This is a genomic window from Neobacillus sp. GCM10027624 (assembly GCF_042675345.1).
GTDB classification, from domain to species: domain Bacteria; phylum Bacillota; class Bacilli; order Bacillales; family Cytobacillaceae; genus Neobacillus; species Neobacillus cucumis_D.
Window position 1 is genome coordinate 411491 of record NZ_JBHTHD010000013.1, and the last position, 18383, is coordinate 429873.

At 38.4% G+C, this 18383-nt stretch carries 19 protein-coding genes; 15 read left to right on the top strand and 4 right to left on the bottom strand.

The genetic code is table 11. The features are described 5' to 3' along the window. Nucleotides 1–136: 136 nt before the first annotated feature. From ACFQZ9_RS23015 to ACFQZ9_RS23040, 6 genes are all read left to right on the top strand, one after another. Nucleotides 137–1345, top strand: a complete 1209-nt coding sequence (locus ACFQZ9_RS23015; RefSeq protein ID WP_498945634.1) for a glycosyltransferase — start codon at nucleotides 137–139, stop codon at nucleotides 1343–1345. A 204-nt stretch (nucleotides 1346–1549) separates the two neighbouring features. After that, nucleotides 1550–1954, top strand: coding sequence for a hypothetical protein (locus ACFQZ9_RS23020; RefSeq protein WP_498945635.1), 405 nt, complete (start codon nucleotides 1550–1552; stop codon nucleotides 1952–1954). Nucleotides 1955–1956: 2 nt separating this feature from the next. Continuing rightward, nucleotides 1957–2634 (top strand): PspA/IM30 family protein, encoded by a 678-nt coding sequence (locus tag ACFQZ9_RS23025; RefSeq protein WP_498945636.1) that lies wholly within the window; start codon nucleotides 1957–1959, stop codon nucleotides 2632–2634. Nucleotides 2635–2704: 70 nt separating this feature from the next. Further along, nucleotides 2705–3400 (top strand): zinc metalloprotease, encoded by a 696-nt coding sequence (locus tag ACFQZ9_RS23030; protein ID WP_498945637.1) that lies wholly within the window; start codon nucleotides 2705–2707, stop codon nucleotides 3398–3400. Between the two features lie 211 nt (nucleotides 3401–3611). Then, the gene (locus ACFQZ9_RS23035; RefSeq protein ID WP_498945638.1) at nucleotides 3612–5192 is read left to right on the top strand and encodes a hypothetical protein; all 1581 of its coding nucleotides are present in this window, start codon (nucleotides 3612–3614) and stop codon (nucleotides 5190–5192) included. Nucleotides 5193–5523: 331 nt separating this feature from the next. Further along, nucleotides 5524–6639: a mechanosensitive ion channel family protein gene (locus ACFQZ9_RS23040; protein ID WP_232490151.1), complete on the top strand. Its 1116-nt coding sequence runs from the start codon at nucleotides 5524–5526 to the stop codon at nucleotides 6637–6639. Between the two features lie 111 nt (nucleotides 6640–6750). Here the strand turns inward: ACFQZ9_RS23040 and ACFQZ9_RS23045 are convergent, their stop codons facing one another. Continuing rightward, on the bottom strand, nucleotides 6751–7044 hold the full coding sequence (locus tag ACFQZ9_RS23045) for an RNA polymerase alpha subunit C-terminal domain-containing protein (RefSeq protein ID WP_498945639.1): 294 nt from the start codon (nucleotides 7042–7044) through the stop codon (nucleotides 6751–6753). A 174-nt stretch (nucleotides 7045–7218) separates the two neighbouring features. Between ACFQZ9_RS23045 and ACFQZ9_RS23050 the strand changes: the two genes are divergently transcribed. Beyond that, the gene (locus ACFQZ9_RS23050; protein WP_498945640.1) at nucleotides 7219–7614 is read left to right on the top strand and encodes a VOC family protein; all 396 of its coding nucleotides are present in this window, start codon (nucleotides 7219–7221) and stop codon (nucleotides 7612–7614) included. Nucleotides 7615–7638: 24 nt separating this feature from the next. Then, nucleotides 7639–8010, top strand: a complete 372-nt coding sequence (locus ACFQZ9_RS23055) for an MmcQ/YjbR family DNA-binding protein (RefSeq protein ID WP_232490152.1) — start codon at nucleotides 7639–7641, stop codon at nucleotides 8008–8010. Between the two features lie 174 nt (nucleotides 8011–8184). On the opposite strand, the gene ACFQZ9_RS23060 is transcribed toward ACFQZ9_RS23055, so the two are convergent. Both ACFQZ9_RS23060 and ACFQZ9_RS23065 read right to left on the bottom strand, forming a co-directional pair. Continuing rightward, the gene (locus tag ACFQZ9_RS23060) at nucleotides 8185–9573 is read right to left on the bottom strand and encodes an MFS transporter (protein ID WP_498945641.1); all 1389 of its coding nucleotides are present in this window, start codon (nucleotides 9571–9573) and stop codon (nucleotides 8185–8187) included. 108 nt (nucleotides 9574–9681) lie between these two features. Continuing rightward, a complete protein-coding gene (locus tag ACFQZ9_RS23065) occupies nucleotides 9682–10251 on the bottom strand; it encodes a cysteine hydrolase family protein (RefSeq protein ID WP_498945642.1) in 570 nt (189 codons plus the stop codon). Between the two features lie 118 nt (nucleotides 10252–10369). Here ACFQZ9_RS23065 and ACFQZ9_RS23070 point away from each other — a divergent pair, with 118 nt between their 5' ends. Next, nucleotides 10370–10987 (top strand): TetR/AcrR family transcriptional regulator, encoded by a 618-nt coding sequence (locus ACFQZ9_RS23070; protein WP_498945643.1) that lies wholly within the window; start codon nucleotides 10370–10372, stop codon nucleotides 10985–10987. A gap of 100 nt (nucleotides 10988–11087) precedes the next feature. Here ACFQZ9_RS23070 and ACFQZ9_RS23075 read toward each other — a convergent pair whose 3' ends face one another. After that, nucleotides 11088–11255 (bottom strand): hypothetical protein, encoded by a 168-nt coding sequence (locus tag ACFQZ9_RS23075; protein WP_498945644.1) that lies wholly within the window; start codon nucleotides 11253–11255, stop codon nucleotides 11088–11090. Between the two features lie 108 nt (nucleotides 11256–11363). Here ACFQZ9_RS23075 and ACFQZ9_RS23080 point away from each other — a divergent pair, with 108 nt between their 5' ends. From ACFQZ9_RS23080 to ACFQZ9_RS23105, 6 genes are all read left to right on the top strand, one after another. Next, nucleotides 11364–11762 (top strand): cation:dicarboxylate symporter family transporter, encoded by a 399-nt coding sequence (locus ACFQZ9_RS23080; protein ID WP_498945645.1) that lies wholly within the window; start codon nucleotides 11364–11366, stop codon nucleotides 11760–11762. Nucleotides 11763–12208: 446 nt separating this feature from the next. Then, nucleotides 12209–13456 carry an NAD(P)-dependent malic enzyme gene (gene ystJ, locus ACFQZ9_RS23085; protein WP_498945646.1) on the top strand — a complete coding sequence of 416 codons (1248 nt, stop codon included), beginning with the start codon at nucleotides 12209–12211 and terminating at the stop codon, nucleotides 13454–13456. 160 nt (nucleotides 13457–13616) lie between these two features. Beyond that, complete coding sequence (locus ACFQZ9_RS23090; protein ID WP_498945647.1) at nucleotides 13617–14366, top strand: sulfite exporter TauE/SafE family protein; 750 nt, start codon at nucleotides 13617–13619, stop codon at nucleotides 14364–14366. 130 nt (nucleotides 14367–14496) lie between these two features. After that, the gene (dcuS, locus tag ACFQZ9_RS23095) at nucleotides 14497–16101 is read left to right on the top strand and encodes a sensor histidine kinase (RefSeq protein WP_498945648.1); all 1605 of its coding nucleotides are present in this window, start codon (nucleotides 14497–14499) and stop codon (nucleotides 16099–16101) included. Then, complete coding sequence (locus ACFQZ9_RS23100; RefSeq protein ID WP_198311982.1) at nucleotides 16098–16805, top strand: response regulator; 708 nt, start codon at nucleotides 16098–16100, stop codon at nucleotides 16803–16805. The genes dcuS and ACFQZ9_RS23100 overlap by 4 nt, the downstream gene beginning before the upstream one ends. A 119-nt stretch (nucleotides 16806–16924) precedes the next feature. Continuing rightward, complete coding sequence (locus tag ACFQZ9_RS23105; RefSeq protein ID WP_498945649.1) at nucleotides 16925–18271, top strand: 2-hydroxycarboxylate transporter family protein; 1347 nt, start codon at nucleotides 16925–16927, stop codon at nucleotides 18269–18271. The last annotated feature ends 112 nt before the right edge of the window (nucleotides 18272–18383 follow it).

Here is an 18383-nt window from a genome sequence, read left to right on the forward strand (position 1 = left end):
CTTGAACATGATGATTAGAAGAAGCCCCTTACTGTTACTGACATTCATTTAGTTTCCAAAACTCCGATAACGGTCGGAGTTTTTTTCTAATTATCTATTTGTTATCGTTTTCAAAATCTATCAGGGAGTGGTTATAATGGCACGTGTTTTATTTATTAATGCTGGATCAGAAGGACATGTTAATCCAACTATAGGCGTTGTACAAGAGCTAATTTCGCGTGGAGAAGAGGTAGTGTACTTTACAATTGAAGTTTTTCGTGAGCGTATAGAGAAAACAGGGGCAATGGTAAGAACCATTGACGCTCAAAAATTTATAAAGGCCTTTATCTCAGGAGGAAGAAATAATGTACTCGAAAGAATCAATGGTCTTTTGCATACGGTAGATATCATGATACCTAGTGTTCTGGAGCAAATCGAAGGTGAGCAATTTGATTATATCATCCACGATTCGATGTTTGGCTGCGGTAATTTAATTGCTCAAATCCTTCATCTTCCTGCAATCCGTTCTTGTACTTCTTTTGCGGAGACAAAAATATCCTTCGAGAACATGTTCGAACAGATTTCTAAAAATATTCCTGCAGAAACTTTTGCTGAATATCAAAGGCTGTCGGCAGGGGTGGAAGAAAAATATGGAGTGGAAATCAATTCACCTTATGAAGTCTTTTGTAACCCTGCACCACTTACTATTGTTTATACTACGAGGGAGTTTCAACCTTTCGGGGATGAATTTGACCAAACCTACAAATTTGTAGGTCCATCCATCTCTCAACGGTTAACGCAAGAAAACTTCTCCCCGACAACAATAATAGGAAAAAGCCTTATTTACATTTCACTGGGTACTGTTTTTAATCAAGCGATTGATTTTTATAAGCTTTGTTTTAAGGCATTTGGGAACACGGACCATTCTGTTGTTATGTCTATTGGGGAAAAAGTTCAAATATCCGATTTGGGGGAGATTCCTAAAAACTTTATTGTCAAAAATTATGTTCCACAAACAGAAGTGCTGAAATACACTAAATTATTTATCACACATGGTGGAATGAACAGTGCCCATGAGGGTCTCTATTACGGGGTTCCGCTCATTGTAATCCCGCAAAGCGCGGATCAGCCGATCATTGCCGGGCAAGTAGAAAGGGTAAGCGCAGGTATTCAATTACAAATGCAAGGCCTGACGGTAAATCAGCTGCGTGAATCTGCTGACCATGTGTTGAACCAGTCATCCTTCCATAATGCTGCGGCAAAAATGAAGGAATCCTTACAAAAATCGGGTGGATATCAGCAGGCTGTTGATGAGATTTTTGAATTTAAAAGTCAATATGATAAAAATTTCTCAGCTAAGAGATAATCTAAAATAAATGAATCTGATCCAGATTTCGCGAAAAACACTTCCGATTTCTGGGTCTTTTTTTGCGTTTGACCTTATTTACCTTGTTATTAGCTTTTTTTATATTCCTCTCAAAAAAATACTTCTAATCTTTTTCTTTTCACCAAGTTTTCACCATTCTCTATTAATATTCAATACATCAGGTAACGAAAGGAGGATAAAGAAATGAATACAAAAGTAAAAAAGCGTATTTTCTTGGGAGTCATCGTTGCTTCTACAGTATTGGTAATCAACGCACTCCACTTCCTTCTAGGAGGTGGAAACGCATTTGCTAGAGGTCCTCATGGAGGGCGTGGTCATTATAGAATGGAGCATGGCGGCAGATTTGACGGCGGCCCAATGATGCATGGTGCTCACCATGGAGGTGGATTCCCTTGGCTTTTCCTTATTATTGGACTAGCTGTTTTAGTTCTATTCGTAAGATGGTTTAAAAAGAGGTCAAAAGCTTCTTCCTTGCAACAGTTTATTGACACATCACTTGTAGGTTCACAAATTCCAGTAACAAACCAAAATGCAAACATTTTAGATCAATGGGAAAAAAATCTATTAACAAAAAAGGAGAATGAATAAAAATGGGTATTTTTAAACGATTAAAGACAATTACAATGGCGGAAATAAATGGACTATTAGATGGGATGGAAGATCCGATTGCGATGTTAAATGAATATTCTAGAGAAATGGAAAAGGAAATTGCAAAAGGTCAAAACGCCCTAGCTCGACAAATCTTTGTAGAGAAAAAACATGAATCACTGATTGCTGATACTAAATCATTAGTAGAAAAGCGTACTCGCCAGGCTAAACTAGCGCTTGAACAAGGTGAAGAGGCAATGGCAAAACTAGCGGTGCAAGAAAAGTTAAGCAAAGAAAACCAGTTACAACTATATGTAAATCAATTAGAGTCCATTAAGGGACAAACTCAAATCCTTGTAGAAAAATTGGACCAGCTAAAGGAAACATATAACCAAATGCAGCAAAAGAAAATTTTGTTAGCTTCACGTGCGAATGTGGCTCAGTCAATGAAACAAATTCAAAAATTAACGATTTCTTTCAATACTGATGATGTTGCTAGAGGTGTAGCTCGTGCCGAAGAAAAGATTTTATTAATGGAAGCAGAGGTTCAGGCAGGTAATCAGTTTACGGCTCCATTAGCTCAGTTTGATGCAGCATACGCTAACTATGTGAGTGATGAAGAACTCAATAAAGAACTTGAAAAGTTAAAGACTGGAAAAGAAAAAGTGGCCGCATTATAATTCAAGTACGAGGAGCACCTTATTGGCTGGGTGCTTCTCTTGCTATTCGGAAAAGAAAGGAGGATTTAATATGAATATAACAACGTTAATTCTTATTTACGTGGGTGTAGCGATAGTGGGAAGCAGGCTTCCAATAATAAGGGTCTATTTTGCCCATCTTCATAACTTAGTTAATCTGGTGATCAGTGTTTGCTTAGAAGGTGGCAGAGAAAATAAAATACAGTTGTATCAGGATGGTTCAGCAGAGACAACCGGGAACATGACTTCCTCTATTAAAAAGGCACTTATCTCCTATGCGGGCTATACCGGTACTTCGGTTGCAGCGATTGGATTATTTTATTTAGTATCAAGAGGGTACTTTCATTTGATCATCTATCTATTTTTCGGGCTTACTGTTCTTGCTTTATTTTTGTGGATTCGTAATCTATTTGGGGTCATCTGGGGGTTTTCCCTTGCGTTTTTATTAGCATTACCAGTCTCTTTCCGCTATTACGGAAGTCTCTTACCTATTGATGTTAACTACGAAATGATTGTTCTTCATCTTAGTATACTTATAGCCTCTGTACTATTTATACAGTCTATTATTTGTGCCATTCAAGTGTGTAAACAAGTATTTATGGCGAGAAGCAACCCGGCTAGAAAAGTGGCTCTGGTTCAAACAAAATTTGTTCTAGCGGTGGTTTTGGGATTGACTCTGGTTGGTCAGACCGTTTATGCTGGCTTCTATTTTATACAGAACTTTATCAGTCTTCCATTTAGTTTTTAACATGTAAATGCTCGATAAGATAAGCCCCTTCTATGGAATGGGCTTATTATATTTAAGATAAAACAGAAAATTGGCTCAATCGCATAAAGGAATTGATTTGTTTCCATTAAAGAATAAAAAAAGTATATTATTAGATTGGGAATGGAATAAGAAAACTATGAAAGGAGTTTTGAGACCAGTTTTATTTTAAATAATTGAGGGGGGGAATAACATGATGAAAAAATGGTTGATAGTTTTTATTTTTGCTAATTTAATTTTTATGAATTTGCCTATCATGTCTGCTTTGGCTTCAGATGAAATTGTTGGACCAGTATTTCAAGGTATTCAAGTTGATAAAAATGATGTAACTGGCGGGGACAAAGTTAAAGTTAGTGTAGAAGCTAGTGATTCTGAAAATGAGATAGAAAGCATACAAGTAATATATCAATATCAATTTACTCAAGATGCTGGTAGCGTACAACTAGAGTATAATAAATCAGCAAATAAATACGAAGGTTTTTTAGATGTTAATGGAAGAAGCTTAAATTTAAATGGGACATGGAAAGTAGCCTATATACTTATAACTGATAAAAGCGGTAATGAGCTAAAGGTTTTTAATAAATTTATGTATCCCAACCAATTAGTAATTGAAGACCTAAGTAATGCTGATTTACATGTAAGCGGGAATGACTTAACTCCACCTACATTTCAAGTTATTACCACGGATAAAAAAGAAGCAACAATCGGTGCCCCGATAAAAATTAGTGTTAAAGCGAGCGACTCTGGGAGTGGCGTTGATTATGCAATAATCAGATATGTTAATGTTAACAATTATGAATATTCAAGAGATATTAGATTAGATTATAATTCTTCCACAGGGAATTATGAGACAACTTTAAATGTTGATGACATAATGTCTCCGGGGCATTGGGTAGTAGATCAATTATACATTTTTGACAAGAACCTTAATGGCCTATATTTAAGTAACAAAGAGACTCAGATTTATGATTCAGAAGCAATCGATTTAAGCGGCGGCGATTTTATTTTAAACGAAAACACGGTTCCTATTATTATAGGAGTACAACCAGATGAAATGTACAATAAAGATGTGACCCCAATATTTAATGGAACTGCAACATTAAATGGAGAACCATTTTCAAATGGTGAGACGGTCACCAAAGAAGGACAATACACACTTGCCGTAAAAGATGAAGAAGGAAATATTACACAATTGGATTTTACAATTGACAAAACAGCACCTGAAGTCTTAGGTGTAGCTTCAAATGACTATTATAATGAAGATGTAACCCCAACATTTAATGAAGGAACAGCAACACTGAATGGAGAACCATTTTCAAATGGTGAAACAATCTCGAAAGAAGGTCAATACACCCTTGTGGTAACAGATAAAGCAGGAAATGTCACAAATGTGAATTTTACTATCGACAAAACCGTACCTAAATTAAGTGTTAATCTAGATGTTACTAGAATCAGTAAACCGAATCATAAAATGATACCGATTAAGGCAACATTAAATTACAGCGATAGTAATTCTGGGATTGATTCAGTTGTTTTATTATCCATCATAAGTAATGAACCAGATAATGGCTTAGGAGATGGGAATAAAACAAATGACATTCAAGAAGCTAAATTTGGTACTCTGGATACATCCTTTAATGTACGTGCGGAAAGGTCGGGCACAGGTTCAGGGCGTGGTTATACAGTAACGTATATAGCAAAGGATAAAGCAGGGAATAAAACATTTGCCAAAGCAACAGTCATGGTACAGCACAATGCTAGAGGCACTAATTAGAGATAAATTAATACTTCAAAGTATAGTCCCAAATTAATATTTGTTAATCTGACCCTGATTCCGTTAAAAATTCTTTTGCGAATTCAAGGGCTTTTTTTGTCCAGCCCTTTTCCTGCCTTCTATCTATAAGTCTGGAGCTATTTCGGATGTGGTTTTTATTTAGGCACCCTCCTTGCTGTAGAACTTTCCCTTTTTACTACTTACCATGTTTTTAAAAAAATATATAATCTGAGACTTTTGTTGTATTCAAATATCTTGTTAAAAAAGTTATGATATTTCGATGTAATGGTTTAAAAAATAAGATCGTAAAAAGGGAGAAGGTATTTTAAAAATGTCTTTTGATTCATTTGTAATGGCTTTTTCAATGTCGGATATTGACTACGACAAGTTAAAAAATGTAGGGATTTCTATAGGGATTTTACTTTTATTTATTTTATTTAGAAACCTATTCACCAAGTATGTGTTTCAATTGATTTTAAAATTAGCTAAAAAAACCCCAACAGATTTTATTACCCAAATCTGTTTAAGTTTTGAACGTCCTTTAGGATGGTTCTTTATTATTTTCGGTTTGTACCTCGCAATGGATTATTTCCCATATATCGATCAGCACAATACATTCTTTTTAAAATTTTTACGTTCAATGGTCATCGTATTAATCACATGGGGATTGTTTAATTTGTCCTCTCCAACCTCGGGAATCTTAATCAGTGTCAATGAAAAAATTAATAATAAGATTGATTTAATTCTGATTCCGTTTATTTCAAGAGCTATCCGTGTCATCATGATTGCTATTAGTTTAAGTATCATTGGTCAGGAATTTGATTATGACGTAAATGGCTTGGTTGCAGGTCTCGGGTTAGGGGGACTAGCGTTTGCTTTAGCTGCCAAAGAAGCAGTCGGTAATCTAATCGGTGGAATCGTTATTGTAACAGAAAAACCTTTTTCGATTGGAGATTGGATTTTAACACCGAGCGTAGAGGGAATCGTCGAAGATATCAATTTCAGAAGCACTAAAATTCGCACGTTTAGCCAGGCACTCGTTACCGTTCCCAATGCGACACTTGCAAATGAAGCCATTACCAATTGGAGCCGCATGGGAAAAAGACGAATTTCCTTTGACTTGGGACTCAATTATAGAACCACCAAGGAACAAATTCAAAGAGTGGTTCATCGAATTGAATTTATGTTGAACAATCATGAAGAAATTCATCCGGAAACGGTGATGGTTGCATTTGACCATTATAATGAGAGCAGTCTCGATGTTCTTGTCTATTTTTTCACCAATTCAACCGTTTGGGCAGAACACGTTAAGATTAAACATGAAATCAATTTAGAAATCATGGGGATCTTAGAGGAAGAGGGAGTAGAAATTGCTTTTCCAAGCCGGACCATTTATGTAACTCCACAAGCAAGTGAAGAATTACAAACAATGGCTTCTTATGATTGAGATACATTAGATAAAAAAATTCAGTAAAATGGCTAGTATGCGTTAAATTGAGATAAGAAGGGTTCGAGAAATTGCAAAATTCTCGAACCCTTTTTCTTTCAATTCTTGAGATCAGTTCCTGAATGATAACCCATTTTCTTTTAAAGCGGACCTAAGTTTAGGTAAGGAAGCTGGACCCATACCGTGAAATTCTAAAATCTCATTCTCACTAAATTTTGATAGTTTCTCTAAAGAAGTAATTCCATTGTTTTCTAATGCCCGTCTTGCAGGAGCCGATAGGAGGGAAAGAAATCCGTTGCTAGGTTTACGTTCTTTCTCACAAGTCGGACAGGTTGGGCAGTCGCTGCTTTTATAGTATTTGTGTCCTTTGTAACAGATTCTTAAATGTTTTTCTGAAGTGGTCATTATAAAATATCTCCTCAAATTGATGATGAAAAAAATATTTACAATAATCATTATAAAACTGGCGGGCTATAAATTGAATATTTTTCAAAACGCTTAACGATAATAGAGAGGAAATAGAAAGCGAATAAGCGAATTGATTTAAAGCGAATATTTTTAAAAAAATAGGAGGTCTATATGGGAAGAGTAGTTCATTTCGAAATACATGTGGATGACATGGAACGGGCAAAGAAGTTTTATGGAGAGGTATTCGGATGGTCCTTTCAAGATTGGAGTGAGTATGCTGGGATGCCTTACTTTGGGGCAGTAACGGGCGATGAAAATGATATGGGAATTAATGGTGCATTGATGCAGCGCCAAGGTGCCCAACCGGAAGTCAATCAGGCGGTGAATGGCTTTGTTTGTACAATGGGAGTGGGAGACTATGATCTAACGGAAGCTAAAATTTTGGAGAATGGCGGCAAGGTCGCAATGCCTAAATATGCCCTGCCTGGAATGGCATGGCAAGGATACTATATAGATACCGAAGGGAATATCATTGGAATTCATCAGCCAGATACGAATGCAAAATAGATTTCAAGATAGGTGAATGAAAGTATGAAAACACAGGAAACGGCAAGCATGCTCGAATGTGTGCGGAAAATCTGTCTTGAACTCCCTGAAGCGGTAGAACATATCGACGGCTTTGGACACATTACGTTTAAAATAAATGGAAAATCCTTCGTGATAACAGGTGAAAGTGAGAACGGATTCGGCTTGTCGTTCAAATCAGACCGGGAAACTCAGGGCTTATTGCTGCAGAAGGAGTATTTTTTCAAAACCCCGTATATTGGTCATCACGGCTGGGTATCGATCCAAAATCCTCATGGAGATATTTGGGATGAATTGACTGATTTATTGATTGAAGCTTATTTACGTGCGGCACCAAAGCGTTTGGTTAAAAAATGGAATGAGTTACATAGAAAGTGATTAATAGTTTTCCTGATAGGGGTTCGAGAATCTGAATAAGATGCTCGTGCCCCTATTTTTTAATACTCAAATCTATGAAGGTGTCTATACTTAGTAAAATGTTTGTTCATCTGTACTCTAGTGCTCTTTCTTAAAGTGTCCAAAAAGTTTCTATCTATTAGAAGATTATTAACCTTATACCTTTTTTAATCGATTTTTATAGCCGACTCTGTTTAGGGAACGATCTAATAGAGTGATCAATATAAGTATGAAGCTAGTACCACCGGTAAATATCGCAATATGATGAATCCCTGTTGTCATCGCATCCGATTTTAAAAATAAACCGTTAGCGGCAGAAGCAATCATCGCCCCCATGTACATAAAAGTTCTTAACAAACCAGCTGACGCACCAATTTCTTCTGGATAAGCTTGAAAATAGACAGCATTTTGGTTGGCTAAATTAAGTAATCCTTGGGGGATCCCAAAAAGCAGAACAATAGCTGCAAGAAAAATAAGATGACTATTATGATTTGTAAAAAGAAGCAGTAACATTGCAATAAATTGAACCATACTGCCAACAATCAACTTTAAACGGATAGCAGGACTTTTTCCTGTCAATTTAGAAACGATGATCGCAATTAAAAACATAGGTAATAGCAACAAGCCGGTATGAGAAGGGGATAATCCTCTGCCTTTTTCTAACCATTGAGTGTATCCATAAAGGATACTGTAGGATACAATCGCTGAAAGCAAACTACGAGTATAGGTCAATAACAAGGATGTATTTCCGCTTAATAGACGAACATCGATGAACGGATTTTTAATTTTTAACTCAAGAATCGTAAAAATGACACCCGTGATGATTGCAATTAGTAACAAATAAATCTTATGAAAACTTGGGCCCATTAAGAAAAGCAGTGCAGAAATCAAGGTGATTCCAAAGAAGACCATACCATTAAAATCAATGGAGGCTATTTTCTTCTCACCAACAGAATCGTCTGAAAGCCTTGGGAATCGGAGATAGCCTAAGCATATACAGGCTAGTGACAAAGGAATATTGACAATGAAGGTGCTTTGCCAGCCCCCAACTTCAATCAGTAACCCTCCTAAGGTTGGTCCTATAACGGCAATGGTCTGGTTGGAAATCGCTAATAATGTAAGAATACTTGTTGGACTTTCGATACCTGTTCGTTCTGCTTCACTACGGATCAGATACATGGAAGCGGGATATCCTGCACAGGTCCCAAAACCGAGAAGGACTCTTACGACTACTAACCACCAAAAACCGGGGGCAAAGGTAGCGATTAAACTAGAGATGCCTACTAAAGATGTTGCAATTAAAAAAAGGAGTCTAGGGCCATATAGATCAATGAGTTTTCCGACGACTGGCTGCCCAATGGCCGTAGCTAGATATAACGCAGAAATAAGCCAGGCTGTTTCGGAAGGTGGTGCACCAAACGCATGTCCAATTGGTATTAAGGCAACTGAAATAATGGAAGAGTTGATAGGATTTAGAATCGATCCTAAAATCATCGGTGCAATCAGTTTTTGATTAAAATAATTTTGATTTATAGATTTAGACAAAACGATTCCTTCCTTCTGTTATCCTGTAAGGTTATAAAAATTTGCAGAGCGATTTAAAATAACAAAAGATAGGGCCTGTTCCGCTTTTTCGAAACAGACCCTCATTGTTCATTTCAATGTATTGATCCACGAATCGACAGTTAGAACATCCGCCTGACGAGGGAATACCTTCTCAGTAAGGACGCGGTGAACTTCAGGATCGCCATCAATACAAGCATCACTCAAAACTGTCAATGAAAAGTCTTTATCCGCAGCTTCCCGTAATGTTGATAGAACGACGCCACTTGTCGAAATTCCGCTCAGTATAAGTGTATCAATTTGGCGTGAGCGAAGGATCAATTCGAGCGTGCTGCCGGCGAACGCACTAAATCGGTACTTGGTTACAATAGGTTCATTTTCCTCGGGCTTAAACAATTCATGAATTTGCGTTGCTTCGTCCGAAGTGGTCATGCCTCCCTGATAGGCAATACTTGTAAATGCCTTATTTCGTGGGCTAACTTCAGGATAGCCTTCGCTAAATCCAACTCGTATAAAAATGACTGGAATATTGTGTTTGCGTGCACTTGCCAAAGCCTTCTGAATGGGAAGAAGTACCTCCTTGTTTTCCGCAAAACGTGATACAATGCCGTTTTGCATATCCATGACTAATAATGCAGCTTTTTCAGTATGGTTTTGCATGTGTTGAAAACCCCTTTTCATTACGTTAGTATTAAGCGGAGAACTATATCACTTATAGTAAACGGAGATATCTCCGTTTGTCAATTTACTTATCGTAGAATGTAAGGGAGTGAAAATAATGAAGGACGGGCACATCATCTACAATCGAATCGAACGACGAGATGCTGCCGAGAATCGGCAGCGCATTTTAGATACGGCTTCTGGGTTATTTGAACAATTTGGTGTTGAACAAGTGAGTATGAATCAAATTGCCTCAGAAGCTCAAATCGGACCAGGGACGCTCTATCGCCGTTACAGAAATAAAGGAGAAATATGTTTAGATTTAATTAAAGACAATGTTGTTTTATGCTTTGAGGATATGGAAGGGTATTTGAAGGAGAACCAGAAAGAGCCCCCAAGTAAACGATTAAGAGGAATTCTTAGCATATTTATTCGTTTTAGGGAAAGCAAGGCACAATTGCTTAAAGGTGTAGAAGTATTCGAGTCTGCCAAACAATCGAAGTCGGGAACACCAGGCCCGTTATATCATGAGTTGCATCAATATTTCGTTGGACTATTTGATGAGATGGCTCCAACAAGTGAAGGTAAACCGAATAATGTTTTTAGAGCAGATATGTTACTTGCCGCTATAAAAAGTGATTCCTATCTATTTCAAAGGGAAGTGAGAGGGTATTCACCTGAAGAGATTTTAGAACTACTTTGGGATACATTCCTTGGAATTAAGTGGATAAATTAGAAAAGTCAAAACAAAAAGCGAGGCCATGGCGTAGCCCCGCTTTTCTGTATAGAACCTATATAAATTGGAAGGTATTTAAACAAATGGTTCATTTAACCACTTACTTATTAAGCAATATTTTTTCAAGGTCATCTAGCATGATGTTAGCAGCAAGAACGCCCCCGGCCGTGTTCCAAGTTGCATCGCTTACCTCATAGGCATGGCCGCTTTTCACTGCATTTAAATTTTTCCAAAGCGGATCATTTGTCCACTCTTTTGCAGTATTCAACGCTTCTTTGTCACCGTTTGGAGCCTAGGTGAAGTAGAAGAGGTAATCTGCATCCATTTTAGGAATCACTTCATTTCCTAACTTGGATGTTCAAAACAGGCAGTTGGTTTGGTAATTCCAACCGAATATGCATTTAACCTTGACGGTACTTCTGTTTATATGCCATTGTGTACCCTGTTTCTTGCAAATGCATATGGTATCCATCTCGACCTTAAACAACAAATCTTACTTGTTCTAATCATGATGCTAACATCGAAAGGGGCAGCTACTGTCTCTGGCGGAACATTCATTGTTTTTGCTGCAACTGTGACAGCATCTGGAATTATTCCACTTGAAGGGTTACCGTTATTATTTGGCATTAATCGGTTTACATCTCAAGCCGTAGCTACCTGCAATGGAATAGGCAATGCCGTAGCAACAATGATCGTTTCCAAAATTTCTGGTGAGTTTGATTCCAAAATGCAGAAAACTGAGCTTCAAAAAGCATTTGGAAAAATTGCTGGGTAAAGTAATATAATTGCTTTGGAATCGTATGCTGAGAAGATGCATGTTAATGCGTTTTCTCAGCAATATTTTTAATTTTTATCTTAAACTCTCCAGATTTTCTTTTAATAGATACGTATGATAGCTTCTAACAAAGTAATCCCCGTCAATATTCAAGGTCGGGATTTTTTTTAGGTGGTCTCATTACAGCTTTATGGATTTCAAATCCCTAAAATAGGAGGTTCGAAAAGGATATTCTGAATCTTTGCTTTTTTTAATTACAAAATCTATCAAAATGTGGATGAGGAGACTAAGATAAAGGTAGAAAAACAAGGGTTCCTGAAATAAAAAATGCAAACGTTTACCGAGATGAGAATCACAACAATTAAATTTCTAATTACTTGATTAGAAGTTTTTACAAATATATCAACTCTACAACTTCTAAAATGAAAAGCAATGGAGGATATCAAATGTCAACTTTACGAGATGCAGCATTAAAAATGCATAGGGAAAACCAAGGGAAGCTTGGGATCTATTCGAAAGTTTCCGTACAGAATGCAAACGATTTAAGTTTAGCGTATTCACCTGGTGTGGCCGAACCTTGCTTAGACATTCATGCAGATGAAACTAAAGTCTATGATTACACCTCAAAGGGGAATCTTGTTGCGGTAGTTTCAAATGGAACAGCGGTTCTCGGGCTTGGAAAGATCGGACCAAAAGCGGCAATGCCAGTAATGGAAGGAAAGGCAGTGCTATTCAAATCCTTTGCGGATGTGGATGCATTCCCTATCTGTTTGGCAACAACAGATACAGATAAAATAGTCGAGACGGTTAAACTGCTAGAACCCACTTTTGGGGGAGTTAACCTAGAGGATATTGCCGCACCACAATGCTTTGAAATTGAGGACCGCCTGCGTAAAGCTTGTGATATTCCTGTTTTCCATGATGATCAACATGGGACTGCGATTGTAACAGTTGCCGGTTTACTTAACGCATTAAAGTTGGCTGATAAGAAAATTGAAGATATCCAAGTAGTAGTCAATGGTGCAGGTGCAGCCGGTGTAGCCATCGTGAAACTCTTATTACATATGGGAGTGAAGGATGTTATTTTATGTGATACAAAAGGAATCATTTATGAAGGCCGAACATCTGGAATGAATTCATTTAAGGAAGAAATGGCGCAAGTAACCAATCGAGAGTTAAAACAAGGAACATTAGCGGATGCCCTTGAGGGTGCTGACGTATTTATTGGTGTATCAGCAGCAGGGGCAGTAACAAAGGTAATGGTTCGTTCCATGCAGCGTGACCCGATTATTTTTGCGATGGCCAACCCGGTACCGGAAATTATGCCGGATGAAGCAAAGGAAGCAGGAGCCCTTGTAGTGGGAACAGGCCGATCTGATTTTCCAAATCAAGTCAATAATGTGCTTGCATTCCCGGGGATTTTCCGTGGAGCATTAGATGTTAGGGCAAAAGAAATTAATGAAGAAATGAAACTTGCGGCAATTTATGCGATTGCTGATTTAATTTCCGATATAGAACTTCATGCAGATTATGTGATTCCAGACCCATTTGATCCCAGGGTTGCAGCACATGTAGCGGCAGCTGTTGCCTCATCCGCAATAGAAACCGGGGTTGCTCAAAGAAGTATCAATACGGAAGAAATCAAGCATCGTTTATTAGAGCGGGTTGGTGGAAAAGAACTAGAGCTTGTATAGCTTTATAAGCATAATTTTTTAAGGTGGACTATCCCATACTAGCTGTGGGATGGTTTTTCAAATTTTGGTTGTAAAAAGTTTTAGTATAATAAAAACATGGATTATCTTGGATTGATTGACACCTTGATTATCAAGGCTTTTGCACACGGAGGGGATAGAATTGGCGATTGCGCTTACGATGTTTGGTTTAGGGGTATTACTAGGATTTGTCGGGGCAGGAGGATCTGGTTTTATCATTGCAATCCTAACGGTTTTGTTTGGAGTTCCAATCCATACCGCTTTAGGTACATCGCTTGCGGCTATGGTATTTACTACGTTGTCAGGAGCTTACAGTCATTTCCGGCAAGGAAATATTTCAGTAAAAACCGGGCTCATTGTCGGAGGCTTTGGCGCAGTAGCTTCCTATTTTGGTTCGAAGCTGGCCGGCTTAATTCCAGTACATTCCATGCATTGGTTAACAGCAGGGATGTTGTTTTTATCCGCCGTTATTCTTTTGGTACGTTTGTTTATGGTTCAAAAAATAACGGGCAATCTCAAAAAGACAGTCCCAGGTCATCTGCATATTAGGAGAGCCGCCTTTGTTGGAATTATTACAGGGTTGCTATCTGGTACCTTTGGGATTGGGGCTGCACCCTTCATCCAAATCGGGCTTTTGGTCATCATGGGTCTTACACTAAAACAATCTGTAGGCACAACCATGCTTGTAATCTTACCAATTGCATTGGCTGGAGGAGTTGGTTACTATTTCGAGGGATTTCTAGACTTCGGATTGTTACTAGAAGTAGTTGCCGGAACGATGATTGGTTCTTATGCCGGGGCAAAGTTTACGGGACTAGCTCCACAGCCGGTATTAAAAAGTGCAATGGTTCTTACACCCATTGTGGCGGGGGTCATTCTGCTAATAAAGTAAAGACGACCTAAAAGACTGCGAAGTAACTCCTTACAGGAAGCTTCGTGGCCTTTTTGTGTTTTCTAAGGGATTTACCGACATACTAGAATCAGTATGAAATGTTGGGGAAACCTGCTAGATGGAGGGGTATATGAAAAAAGGAAAATGGAGCTTACAGTCGGTCATTATTGTTTTCGTATGTGTAGTGGTTGCACTTTCACTTTTAATAACTGACATGCTTATCAGTTCGAGGGTGGCTTCAGGGACGAAGGAGAGTCAGGCAGAAAAAGCGGGGAATATTGCACGGATGGTCGCGCATAGTTCACTTGTCATTGATGCATTGGGTGGAAAACGGGATGAAAAGGAAATCCAAAAGTTCGCAAACGAAATGAGAAAGGTAACGAACGTCTACTTTATTGTAGTGATGGATATGAAAGGGATTCGTAAGTCTCATCCTGAATCTAAAATGGTAGGAAAACCTTTTAAAGGCGGGGATCAGGGACCTGTCCTAAAAGGAAAAGAGTACACATCCATTTCGAAAGGCTCTCTCGGACCGTCCTTACGCTATTTTACGCCAATAAAAGACGGAGCTGGGAGACAGGTTGGTGCGGTAGCTGTCGGGATTTCCTTGGATAATGTTCAAAAGGCCGTTCAAAAGAGCCGAACCGGGGTCTATATTGGGACAGTGATTGGCATCTTAATTGGTATATTGGGAGCGGTCATTCTAGCTAGATATATTAAAAAAATCCTATTAGGACTTGAGCCGTTTGCAATTTCAAAGTTATTGGAAGAGCGAAGTGCAATGCTGCAATCCGTGCACGAGGGTATTGTCGCTGTTGATCAGGAGTCCAAGGTAACTCTCGTAAATCGGGCCGCTTTAAAGTTGTTTGAAAAAGCTGGCCTAGAGGGAAATCCAATTGGTAAAAGCATAAAGGAGTATATGTCCTCCGACCGCTTAAGCGACCTATTAAAAAAAGGTAAAGCTGAATTGGATGAGGAACAAAATTTAAATGGCATTACCCTATTAACCAATCGGGTTCCCGTTATTGTTGGCAATAAAGTAGTAGGAGCGATTGCGACCTTTCGCGATAAAACAGAAATGCAACTGCTCGCTGAACAATTGACAGGAGTGCGGACCTACGCTGATGCACTTCGGGCTCAGGCACATGAGTTTATGAACAAGCTTCATGTGATTATGGGGATGGTTCATATGGGTTATTATGAGAAAGTCGTTGACTACATTAATGAAATGGCAGGACATCGTAAAAATGAAATCAGCTTTGTAACAAATAAGGTAAAAGATCCTGTGTTAGCAGGATTTATCATTGGAAAGTTGAGTTACGCTAGGGAGTCAGGGGTGGAATTATCGGTTTCCTGTGATCTCCCGCTTCCGCTGCCGGCGAATGCCAATGTTATTCACGAACTGATTACGATTGTTGGAAATTTAGTTGATAATGCGGTTCAGGCTGTAGATAATTGTCCAACCCAAAAAATAGCCATAGACTTTGATTATGGCGATGATATTTTAACCATTGTAGTAAAAGATACAGGAAAAGGGATGAGTGAAGAGTTACAAAACAAAATTTTTCAAAAGGGCTTCTCTACAAATGGAGAAAATCGGGGGTTAGGACTGTATCTTGTCACGCAAGCAATTAACAAGCTCGAAGGCGAATTAATTCTCTCATCCAAACCTGGAAAGGGAACCGTTTTTACCGTATATCTGCCGTTTAAAGCAAAGGGGGGAGAAGCAGAATGATCTCCGTGATGATTGTTGAAGATGACCCAATGGTAGCGGAATTAAATAAACGATACCTTGACCAAGTGGAGGGATTTAGATTAGCCGCAATGGCACCATCAGTGAGTGAGGCAATAAAGTTTATGGAAGAACAAGAGGTTGATCTTATTCTTTTAGATATATTTATGCCTGGCAAACAAGGTCTGGAACTGTTAACCTATCTCCGGGAAAAGGATAAAGAGACTGATGTTATCATCATATCGGCTGCATCGGATATGGAGCGGATCAAAAAAGCGCTAAGATATGGTGTCGTTGATTATTTAATTAAGCCTTTTGAATTTGAACGCTTTAACACGGCATTGTCTTCTTATAAAGATCAAGTAACGGTTATTCAAACACAGCCTGTTATCAGCCAAGAGGTACTCGATACGCAGCTTTTGCACCGCGAGGACAGGACGCTGATTGAAGAACTTCCAAAAGGGGTAACAAAGGATACATTGAAACAAATTTGGGAAGCGATTCAAGGGCTAAAGAATGCACCTTTTTCAACTGAGGATGTTGTAAACCTTGTTGGGATTTCTCGAGTATCCGTACGGAAATATTTAAATTTTTTAAAAGAAATCGGCATTCTGGATGTAAAAGTGATTTATGGTACTGTTGGCAGGCCCGTTTACCAGCATGAATTCAACCGATTTAAGGAACATCTCATTAAAAACTTTCTGTAAGCAGTTAAAGACTGCTTACTTTTTTTATTTACTTAAATACTTTCTAAACTTAAATAAACTATGAAAGCGCTTTTAGTAAGAATATTATAGAATTATAAATCAAGTTGGGAGATGAATGTATGGAACCGGTAAGAAAGCTGGAACCGCTTACTGCGGTATCGGGAGAAACAAAAGAAAATAAAAGCCTTTTAGCCAAATTAGCTAATATCAAAATCGGAGTAGTACCGCTTCCACTTTATATCATCATCGCAGTTGTTGTTTATGCAGCTGCTGTTTATAAACAGCTACCAGCAGATATGCTCGGTGGATTTGCCGTAATTATGGTAATGGGAATTTTTCTAGGGGATATGGGAATGAGAATCCCAATCTTAAAGGATATTGGCGGACCAGCCATTCTATCACTCTTAGTTCCTTCTATTTTAGTCTTTTTAAATGTAATTAATACGACTGGGATGGATGCCGTTACCCAGCTGATGAAAACATCCAATTTTCTATATCTTTACATTTCCGTTTTAGTGGTAGGTAGTATTCTTGGAATGAATCGCAGGGTATTGATTCAAGGGTTTACCCGCATGTTTGTACCGCTTATTATTGGGACCATTTCCGCTGTAGTCGTTGGAGCTTTGGTTGGCTTACTTTTTGGATACAGCATTAAACATACGATTTTTTACATCGTTGTTCCGATTATCGGAGGCGGAATTGGAGAGGGAATTCTTCCTCTATCATTAGGTTATGGTCAAGTACTTGGAAAAGCATCTGAAACCTTTGTTGGACAATTAATCCCAGCTGCAGTTATCGGAAATACAGTAGCCATCATTTGTGCCGGTCTTCTGTCACGCTTAGGTGAGAAAAAACCAGAACTTACTGGCAACGGAGTGTTAGTCAAAACAAAAGGCGGCGATGGCATTACGGGAGCAACGTCGATTGATAAACCAATTGATTTTTCATTAATGGGTGCCGGACTTCTTATTGCCTGCAGTTTCTTTATTTTAGGTGGTCTTGGGAATAAATTTCTTGGTATTCCCGGTCCTGTGTTAATGATTATTGCAGCGGCTGTTGTAAAAAGCATTAAAGTTATGCCAGTAAAAATGGAACAAGGTGCTTTTCACTTATATAAATTTGTATCAGGCAGTTTGACCTGGCCGTTAATGGTTGGCTTAGGAATGCTTTATATTCCACTTAAGGATGTTGTAAAAATTGTAACTCCTGCCTATGTTATAATTTGTGTTGCTGTTGTTTTAGCCATGATGAGCTCCGGTTATTTTGTAGGAAAATTGATGAAAATGTTCCCCGTTGACGCAGCGATTGTTACAGGATGTCACAGTGGGTTGGGTGGAACAGGGGATGTAGCGATTCTATCCGCTTCAGGCAGGATGTCATTGATGCCATTTGCCCAAGTTTCCACAAGAATCGGCGGTGCCTCAACCGTAATTTTGGCCATCATGTTACTTAAACTATTTAGCTAAATTAAGCAAATTTTGATCCAGTTATTATACTGGATCTTTTTGTGCTCAAGCAAAGATTGTCCTACCTTCCGCTGGATCTTCGCTAGTGTTTATAATCAGTTTAGTATTAGCA

What these genes read in the sequence shown, in the direction of transcription:
- ACFQZ9_RS23015 (WP_498945634.1), top strand. Translation starts at nt 137, where the DNA reads ATGGCACGTGTTTTATTTATTAATGCTGGATCAGAAGGACATGTTAAT.
- ACFQZ9_RS23020 (WP_498945635.1), top strand. Translation starts at nt 1,550, where the DNA reads ATGAATACAAAAGTAAAAAAGCGTATTTTCTTGGGAGTCATCGTTGCT.
- ACFQZ9_RS23025 (WP_498945636.1), top strand. Translation starts at nt 1,957, where the DNA reads ATGGGTATTTTTAAACGATTAAAGACAATTACAATGGCGGAAATAAAT.
- ACFQZ9_RS23030 (WP_498945637.1), top strand. Translation starts at nt 2,705, where the DNA reads ATGAATATAACAACGTTAATTCTTATTTACGTGGGTGTAGCGATAGTG.
- ACFQZ9_RS23035 (WP_498945638.1), top strand. Translation starts at nt 3,612, where the DNA reads ATGATGAAAAAATGGTTGATAGTTTTTATTTTTGCTAATTTAATTTTT.
- ACFQZ9_RS23040 (WP_232490151.1), top strand. Translation starts at nt 5,524, where the DNA reads ATGTCTTTTGATTCATTTGTAATGGCTTTTTCAATGTCGGATATTGAC.
- ACFQZ9_RS23045 (WP_498945639.1), bottom strand. Translation starts at nt 7,044, where the DNA reads ATGACCACTTCAGAAAAACATTTAAGAATCTGTTACAAAGGACACAAA.
- ACFQZ9_RS23050 (WP_498945640.1), top strand. Translation starts at nt 7,219, where the DNA reads ATGGGAAGAGTAGTTCATTTCGAAATACATGTGGATGACATGGAACGG.
- ACFQZ9_RS23055 (WP_232490152.1), top strand. Translation starts at nt 7,639, where the DNA reads ATGAAAACACAGGAAACGGCAAGCATGCTCGAATGTGTGCGGAAAATC.
- ACFQZ9_RS23065 (WP_498945642.1), bottom strand. Translation starts at nt 10,251, where the DNA reads ATGCAAAACCATACTGAAAAAGCTGCATTATTAGTCATGGATATGCAA.
- ACFQZ9_RS23070 (WP_498945643.1), top strand. Translation starts at nt 10,370, where the DNA reads ATGAAGGACGGGCACATCATCTACAATCGAATCGAACGACGAGATGCT.
- ystJ (WP_498945646.1), top strand. Translation starts at nt 12,209, where the DNA reads ATGTCAACTTTACGAGATGCAGCATTAAAAATGCATAGGGAAAACCAA.
- dcuS (WP_498945648.1), top strand. Translation starts at nt 14,497, where the DNA reads ATGAAAAAAGGAAAATGGAGCTTACAGTCGGTCATTATTGTTTTCGTA.
- ACFQZ9_RS23100 (WP_198311982.1), top strand. Translation starts at nt 16,098, where the DNA reads ATGATCTCCGTGATGATTGTTGAAGATGACCCAATGGTAGCGGAATTA.
- ACFQZ9_RS23105 (WP_498945649.1), top strand. Translation starts at nt 16,925, where the DNA reads ATGGAACCGGTAAGAAAGCTGGAACCGCTTACTGCGGTATCGGGAGAA.